5 protein-coding genes and 1 pseudogene are annotated in these 8,261 nt (G+C 49.4%); 1 reads left to right on the top strand and 5 read right to left on the bottom strand.

The window, feature by feature from the left end; all coding sequences use genetic code 11:
* Nucleotides 1–50 precede the first annotated feature (50 nt).
* The 5 genes from QVO99_RS04290 to QVO99_RS04270 all read right to left on the bottom strand — a co-directional run bounded on the left by QVO99_RS04290 (nt 51) and on the right by QVO99_RS04270 (nt 7,797).
* Nucleotides 51–2,372: a pectate lyase family protein gene (locus QVO99_RS04290; RefSeq protein ID WP_022316365.1), complete on the bottom strand. Its 2,322-nt coding sequence runs from the start codon at nt 2,370–2,372 to the stop codon at nt 51–53.
* A gap of 15 nt (nt 2,373–2,387) precedes the next feature.
* Nucleotides 2,388–2,831, bottom strand: coding sequence for a T9SS type A sorting domain-containing protein (locus tag QVO99_RS04285; protein ID WP_022316364.1), 444 nt, complete (start codon nt 2,829–2,831; stop codon nt 2,388–2,390).
* 205 nt (nt 2,832–3,036) lie between these two features.
* Complete coding sequence (locus tag QVO99_RS04280; RefSeq protein WP_022316363.1) at nt 3,037–4,533, bottom strand: DUF5687 family protein; 1,497 nt, start codon at nt 4,531–4,533, stop codon at nt 3,037–3,039.
* A 69-nt stretch (nt 4,534–4,602) separates the two neighbouring features.
* Nucleotides 4,603–5,205, bottom strand: a complete 603-nt coding sequence (locus QVO99_RS04275) for a LolA-like putative outer membrane lipoprotein chaperone (RefSeq protein ID WP_022316362.1) — start codon at nt 5,203–5,205, stop codon at nt 4,603–4,605.
* A gap of 84 nt (nt 5,206–5,289) precedes the next feature.
* Nucleotides 5,290–7,797: an FtsK/SpoIIIE family DNA translocase gene (locus QVO99_RS04270; protein WP_288176957.1), complete on the bottom strand. Its 2,508-nt coding sequence runs from the start codon at nt 7,795–7,797 to the stop codon at nt 5,290–5,292.
* 140 nt (nt 7,798–7,937) lie between these two features.
* Here QVO99_RS04270 and QVO99_RS04265 point away from each other — a divergent pair.
* Nucleotides 7,938–8,261, top strand: a pseudogene (locus QVO99_RS04265) (3'-5' exonuclease domain-containing protein 2); the annotation flags it as partial.

Here is an 8,261-nt window from a genome sequence, read left to right as displayed (position 1 = left end):
ATATACAACACTCCGTTTCTTTTTTTTTCAACCCAAATCGGTTTTTGGGGTTATTTCAGAGGTTCAATCTTTATTCCGAAGAGATTGTGTGAATCTGCCTTCGTCAGTTCGTGGGCGCCGGCAGAGAGAGTCTCTGTATAGCAGCTCACGGTTGCAGTCTTCTTCTCGCCGTCTACCTTCAACGAGGCTGTCTCGGTGTCGGCGAAATAGAAAGTAGCCTTCATGCTCTCAGCAAGTGTGAAAGTGATTGATGTGGTTGATTCCATCTTCACACAGGTGTTGTAGGTAGTGCCGTCGATAGTGGCAGTACCCTTTGATGTGGAGTAGTTGCCAGTAACAGTGAAGAGTGAGCTTGATGGTGTCTTGCCCTCAAAGGTGCAGAGCACGGTACCCTCTACGGTAGTGCTGCCGCCACCGGTCTCTGAGCCGGAACCGCCTTCAGAACCGCCACCAGGCTGTGTGCCGCCTGTCTCTGAGGAGTTGCCTCCCTCGCCATAGATCTTCACGAGTGTGGTCTTGTAGTTGTCGAGGGCTGAACCGAGAGCTGAGTCGTATTCGTATGACTGGTCTTTGCCTGTGAAATCCCATGAGAAGTCGCCGTGGTTGATGCGTCCTGCACCATAGAAGCCTGTGACTACAGCAGGTACATCCTCTGCAGCATCAGCCTTGTATGAATACATCAGAGAGGCGTTGGTGTCGAAATTGTCGTATGAAGTGGCACCCTGGAGTGTCTTTACTGACGAAGGCACCTGCTCGTCGCGTGATGAAGCCTCGTAGGCATCGAAGTTCACGTTGTCCTGCTGATAGGTGACGAATGAGAAGTTGGAGGTCTTCTCGGCGAATACGTTGCCGAAAGACTTTATGATTCCACCATCCTCACCTGAGAATGTGCCCTTGGGATCGTACTTCACGTCGGAACCCTGCTTGGAGATGAGCATCGGCTTGTTGGTAGAACGGAAATAGTTGTTCTCGGCAAAGACGCTCGAACCGCTTGTAGCTCCGATACCGTATTTTGCCACTCCGTCGAAATAGTTGTTCCATACGTGAACGCTCATAGTGCGGATGCGCGGACAACGGGAGTCTGCATGGTCGAACCAGTTGTGCTGATATGTGATATAGTTTGGCTTGCTCTCGCTTGTCATACCGCAGAGAGAGCTCTTGCCGGTATCCCAGAAGCGGTTGTATGAAATGGTGAGATACTGTGAGTCGCCCTTCAGGTCTACTGTTCCGTCGCCCTTGGCATGGTCGCCGCCTCCGTTAGGACCATAGAAGAAGTCCATGTTGTGTATCCAGATCTTGGAGTTCTTGGTGTCGAGAGAGATGCAGTCGTCCATGCAGCGCATGATGGCAAGATTGCGGAACTCCACGCTCGAAGCGTTGCGGCAGAGGAATCCAAAGCTGTGTACTGTGGCATCGTCGCCCACGCCCTCGAATGTGAGGTTCATCTCGCTGTATTCTCCCTTGCCCTTGATCTGAAGACCCTCTTCAGAGCTTGACACCTTGTCGAGGTCTGACTTCTTCACCAGTCCGATGAAACGGAAAGCGATAGGTGTCTTGTCCTGACCTTTCTGATAACCGTCGATGATTGCCTGGATACCGGTACAGGTGCCGGCTCCGGCAACGTCGGTAGAGATTGTCTTGGCTGTCTTGGCAGTAACGTAGAACACCTTGGCTCCGGCTTTCAGCGTGCCGTCGGTATTGTAGGCTCCAACGCCGTTAGCGCCGCTCTTGAACTGAGCGAAGCCCTCACGGCTGTAGTTCTTCACTTTCAGGTTTGTTACGTAGCTTGCCGAGCTGGCTATCTCGTTTCCGTTGGCGTCAACGGCAACTACCTTCAGCGAATATGTTCCGGCAGCAAGACCGAGCACGTCGGCACGCACATACGACGGATAGAGGCGTACGAGCTGCTTGTCGATGAGCTTGTCGTTGCAATACACATTGTAGGATTCTGCTCCGGAGAATGGTGCCCATTTGGCATAGGCACTCTCAAGCCAGCCCTTAGACTCCGTGATGTTGATGGCTCCGGCAGGATTGTTGATGTCGCCGCTCTCACCGCCTTCTTTTGCCTTGGCAAAGGCTATGCGGCTGACATTGCCCGAATACACGTCGGATGCTGAACCGCTGAGGGGGTTGATGGTGATGTTGCCGCCATTGATGTCTACGGATGATATAGACTCGGTGTTGTAATACTTCACGTCGTTTGAAGTGAGCGTGAGGCGCATCTGGTTCTTGTTCACGTTGAGCGGCACGTTGTTGCCTGTGGATGGAGTGAGTGAGCCTCGATTAGTGGTCAGGTCACTCTTTGTCTGTGCTGAAGCACTGACGAACAGCATGCACAGGAATGCTGTGAGTATTGATTGTAACTTTTTCATTTCGTAGTGATGGTTTTAGCGTTTTACAAATTTCACGATCTGCGTGCCAGCCTTCAGGATGTAGACTCCCGAACGGAAATCCCCGACATTGACCTGTGTGGTCTCCTCGCCTGCTCTGAGAGAAGCCATCTTCTTACCGGAGATGTCGAAGACAGCAACCGGAGTGCCTGCAGCAAGACCGGAGATGTCGAGACGACCGTCAACAAGACCGTTAAGCTTGAAAGTGTTGATACTGTTGATTGATGAAACGTCGCTGAAATCCAACACGACATCGTCTAATGCGTATGACTCCTCAGAGCCTTCGAAATGCAACACTACGTTGTCGCCACTGAAAGTGAGCTGGGTGACGGTTTTCTCAACCGTCTGACCGTTGATGGTCAGGGTTTGCACGACATCAGCATTTGCCGAAAGGCACAATGACATCAATGCCAGTGAAACCGCAATGATTCTTTTTTTCATTTTTTAATTTAAAGATTTGTTCGGTAGATTAATTCTATATAATTATCGTCCTTTCATAAAGAAGTCCGACAGACATCGAGGACGCTTGTGTTCCTCGTGGAGTGTTTCTGATTTGCATCGGCAAAAATAAGAAAAAAAACCGGCAAAGAGATTATGCTCCAGCCGGCTTTCTATCGTAAACGTTTACACTAGTATCAAAACTACACTATCGGGAAGTCATGAAGCCCTCAAGGTTGGCATACTTCCGCTTCATCATGCGCACGTATATGTTGTTTATCCAGTATTTATGGGTGAAGATGAATGCCAGACCTACAGCCATCAGGATTATATAAGTCATCGTGTCGCTGAAAAACATCTTGAGCATAGGGAGGATGAATGAGGGGGCGAAAAGGGCTACAACCTCATAGACCACCTGGATATAGTTGGTTTCAAGACCGCTCTTCTTCGTAAGCTTGGTGTTGAGAGGAAGCGTCTGCTTGTTGGTAACGGCAAGCTGCATCAACAGACAGAACAACGGTCCGGCTGTGAATATCATCAGCGAGACGAGCATCAGGAGGCTGTATTTGCCCGTGAACACCGTGGGGAGCATGAGCAGGAGGGGAAGAAGGAGAACGACGGAATAGAAGTAATATTTCGCTTCCAACAGACTGCGGATATTCTCTTTCCTCACCATCAGGCATTCGATGAAATTGCCTTCGTAGCTCATTATGCGCACGTGGTTGACACCGACGAGGATGAAGGGATAGACGCTCCAGAACTGGGTGGAGAAGTCATCGTCGTAGATATCGGTGAATGAGTTCAGAAGGCTCAATATCACCACGAAAACGATTTGCAGAAGGAATGTCTTGCGCATGTTCTTGTTGCGGAGCACCATCTTGAGCTCGAGCTTCAGATATTCGCCGGTCTGATTGAAACGGTCGAAGAAATCGAATGAGGAGATGGAGCGCAGATTGAGTTCTTTTTCTGCCTGTGTCTCGGATTTTATGCAACGGTATTGTACCGTTCTGTTGACCATGAACAGGACAAGCAGAAGACCAAAGAGAAGAAGGAACAGAAGGGGGTTGCAGTCTGCCACAAGGGTTCCGATGCCGGAATATACGGACAACAGCTTGGTGATGCCACCTACAGGCCATGGAATAAAAAGCAGAGCATAGACAAGAAGAGGCAGCAGGATGAGCCAGGCTCGCTCTATGACAAGTGTGCGGCAGAGCATATAGAACAAACTGTTGCACACGATGAACAGATGGAAGCCCAACACAAGAAACAATGTGGGGAAAAGGCCATAGCCGAACAATACGCTCATCAGAGAGAATGGCACAGTGACTGACAGCCACAGGAGATTGCCATAAGAAAAGACGCTCGACAGAAGGAAACAGTCTACGCAGTCGTAACGCCGCAAAGGCAGCAGCAGATAGGGCTTCACCATCTGAGACGGAGTGTGCTGCATGAAAAAGCGAGCCAGAAAGTCTACAGCAAGCAGAAACGGCAGTATGGAGAAGAAGAACTGGGGAGCCGTGAAAGTGGTGGAGTCGTTGGCTATAAGCGACAACAGGACGGCTATGAACATCATATACAAGACGAGCATCACACCGCCAAGAATCATGAAGAACTTGGCTATGCTGTTGGTCTCGAAAGCCACATTGCGACGTTCTGAGAGTCTGACATGACGACGCAGAGTACGGTAAACCTGGAATTTGTTCATATTCTTGATGAAATGTCTTTAAACGGCAAAATTACCGTGGGCGTTAAACCGCATAATGACCGTTGGGGATTATCTCAGGTCGATAACTTCAGCATTGGGATATTCCTTGCTGTTGAACCGGAAATGGGAATCTGAGAGATTGACCTTACGGAAGTTGGACACGCGGATAGTGGTCCATCCGCTTGACTGACGCATCTTGACTGTCTGGAGCTGATAGCTCTTGCTCACGGTGACATACATCTCCTTTATCGTGCGGCCCTTGTTCACGGCATCCATGTGTACCTGCCATCCATTGCCCAGCTTCTTCACGGAGAGTTTGTAACCGTTCTTGTAGATATACAGGAACTTGTATGGATTCATTGACTGCTGCTGAGCCTCGGTTGGAGTACTGATGTTCACCTCCTGAGACTTTTTCATGTATGTCCATTGAGTGCGACCGTCATACCATACTACGGATGCCGGGGTGTAGGCATAGAACTTGTTGCCCTTGACGGCTACTGTGCCACTCACGTTGCCCAACTTGCCGGAGGCGCTGAAGTTGGCTTTGGCTCCAGACTTGCTGTAGAGCGTCTGTGCTGTCTTGTCGAGTATCTTACGGGCTTCCTTGGCGTTCTGGCCATAAGAAAGGCAGAAGACCATGACAAGAGAGAATATTAACAATAAACGTTTCATGAATCGTTGAATTTTATTTGTCTGTTATTATATGTCCTATCCGTCATATATGTCCTATTCGTCATATATGTCCTATTTTGATAATCAGCCTCTGAGAGAGACGAGCAGGTTCTCCAGACTGTTTTCATCGGCAAGAAGCACCTCACGAGGCTTGCTGCCTTGTGCTGCCCCTACGATGCCTGCCTTCTCGAGCTGGTCCATCAAGCGTCCGGCACGATTGTATCCGATAGAGAAGCGGCGTTGTATCATAGAAGTTGAACCCTGTTGGGTAATCACTATAGCGTGGGCTGCCTCCTCAAACAACGGGTCGAGAGCATGACCGTCTAATCCGCCACCAGAAACTTCTGCACCCTCTTCGGATGCCGGCTCCGGAAGTTCGAGAGGTTCTACAGGACCTGGTTGTGAACTGATATACTGGTTTATCCTCTCCACCTCAGGAGTATCCACGAAGGCACATTGCACACGCACAGGCTCGTTGCCGCTGAGGAAGAGCATGTCTCCCCTACCGATAAGCTGGTTGGCGCCAGGACGGTCGAGGATGGTACGCGAGTCTATCATCTGGCTCACCTTGAAGGCCATACGCCCAGGGAAGTTCGCCTTGATGTTACCGGTGATGATTGAAGTGGTAGGACGCTGGGTTGCGATTACCATGTGGATACCTACGGCTCGAGCGAGCTGGGCGATACGTGCTATAGGAAGCTCCACCTCACGGCCTACCTGCATGATGAGGTCGCCGAACTCATCGATTACTACAACGATATATGGCATGAACTCGTGTCCGTCGGTAAGGCGGAGCTGATGGTTCAGGTATTTGCGGTTATACTCCTTGATGTTGCGTGCTCCAGCCATCTTCAAAAGGTCGTAGCGGGTGTCCATGAGCTTGCAGAGACTGTTGAGCGTACGCACCACCTTCTTCACGTCGGTAATGATAGGTTCGTCATCATCAGGCACCATAGCCATGAAATGGTTGGCGATGGAAGAATACACGCTGAACTCAACCTTCTTGGGGTCGATGAGCACAAGCTTCAGTTCATTAGGGTGTTTCTTATATAATAATGATGTGATGATGGCATTGAGTCCGACAGACTTACCCTGACCCGTTGCACCGGCCACGAGCAGATGCGGTATCTTGGCGAGGTCTACCATGAACACTTCATTGGTGATGGTCTTGCCCAGGGCGATAGGAAGTTCAAAACTGGTCTTCTGGAATTTCTCCGAATTCAAGATGCTCTCCATCGACACGATGTTCATCTTTGCATTCGGCACCTCTATACCGATGGTTCCCTTGCCTGGAATAGGAGCTATGATACGCACACCGATAGCCTTGAGGCTCAAGGCGATGTCGTCTTCAAGGTTTCTGATTCTGGAGATCTTCACTCCCTCTGCAGGTGTTATCTCATAGAGGGTGATTGTAGGGCCTACAGTTGCAGAGATTGTCTTTATCTGCACACCGAAACTGCTGAGCACCTCTACGATACGGTTCTTGTTTGCCGTCTGCTCCTTCATGTCGATATATGGCTGGTCGTCATCATCGTATTTCTTGAGCAGGTCGAGAGTAGGGTATTTATAGTTGAGCCAAGGCTCCTTAGGGTTGATTGGCGTGTCGAGAGGATTCCCGGCAGGAGCCACAGTCCTTGATGTTGACGACTTGGAATCTCCCTCTGCCGGACGTATCGTGAAGCTCGGGTCTGAAGTTTCTTTCGATTTCGGCATAGGTGTGGCCGGATTATTCAGAGGCGTTGTCTCTGTCTCCTCAGCATCATCATTAGGCACGATGTTGACAACCGGCGAACCAGAGTCGCTGAAGTCCACCGTCTGCTTCAGAGTCTCCCTGTATTTGCCTGTGTCAGCAGCCTCTGAACCGGCAGCCGCAGAGACAGCAGAGGATTGTGCAGAGTCATTCATATCAGAAGCGGCGTTACCTCCGCCCTCACCCTTGGCGTTGGTGACATAGAAGCCGACGCGGTTCTGAATCATGCTTACGGGGTTTAATATTTTCCTTACCACCATCACCGTTTCCGAACTGAGATATGTGAGGAAAAGGATTGCCACCAAGACGAGGATGCCGATAAGTCCCGGCAGTCCGACAACATTCTCAAGCCACTGGCAACAGTACTCTCCATGTCCGCCTCCTGGATTATACACCTCGCCACCGATAAGAGGCGTGAGGAACTTGGTGGCAAATATTGATGTCCAGAGCATTATGACGCTGAAGCACAAGAATGTCTTTATCAGATTGGGATTGTATGCCTTGACGAGTTTCAGACCCACGATACACAGGAATACGGGTATCATGAAGGCAGAATAGCCGAAGCATTGGCAAATGAAGAAATCCGACAACAAAGCGCCCAATGGACCACAGGCATTCTGGAAGGCGCTGTTCTTGCTGAACCAGTCGCCGGGACGCATATCCATGACAAGGCTCTGGTCGATGGACGCTGTGGCGAAATAGGATATGAATGCCACGACAAGCCATACGGAACAGACAAACAGAATGATACCGAATATGAAATTGAAGATATCATTTTGTAGCATCTGTACTCCCATGACTTCTGCAAAACTTTGTTTTTGTGCTTTCTTTTTCTTTGCCATTATTACGCTTGATTGATTGTTTTAATGAGTGCGCGAAACCATTTCACGCTTATGTTCATGCAAAAGTAACCGAAAATTGCAAGAAATACGCAAAAACTCATATTTTTTTTTTAATTTTGCAAGTCCATTGATATTTGAGAATGAAAAAAGTAATATATAACAAAATCGACAAACACGCAGTGACAGAAATGCCAAGGGCTGTTTTTGAGGGACGCATCTTCGTCATAACAACCGAAAGAGATGCAGACAGAGCAGTGGAATACCTTCTCACACAGCCTATTCTCGGCATTGACACCGAAACGAGACCTGCTTTCAGAAAGGGGAAGCAATACAAGGTTGCCCTGCTGCAAGTGGCGACATACGACACTTGCTTTCTGTTCAGACTGAACAACACAGGCATGACAAAATCAATAATAAGACTGCTTGAGGACGAGAGCATTCCGAAAATCGGACTCTCGCTACAC

Origin of the sequence: Prevotella sp. CAG:592 (assembly GCF_000436015.1) — a bacterium.
In the GTDB taxonomy this organism is placed as follows: Bacteria; Bacteroidota; Bacteroidia; order Bacteroidales; family Bacteroidaceae; genus Prevotella; species Prevotella pectinovora.
The sequence above is the reverse complement of the archived record's forward strand: the minus strand, read 5'-3'. Positions and strand labels throughout refer to the sequence as shown.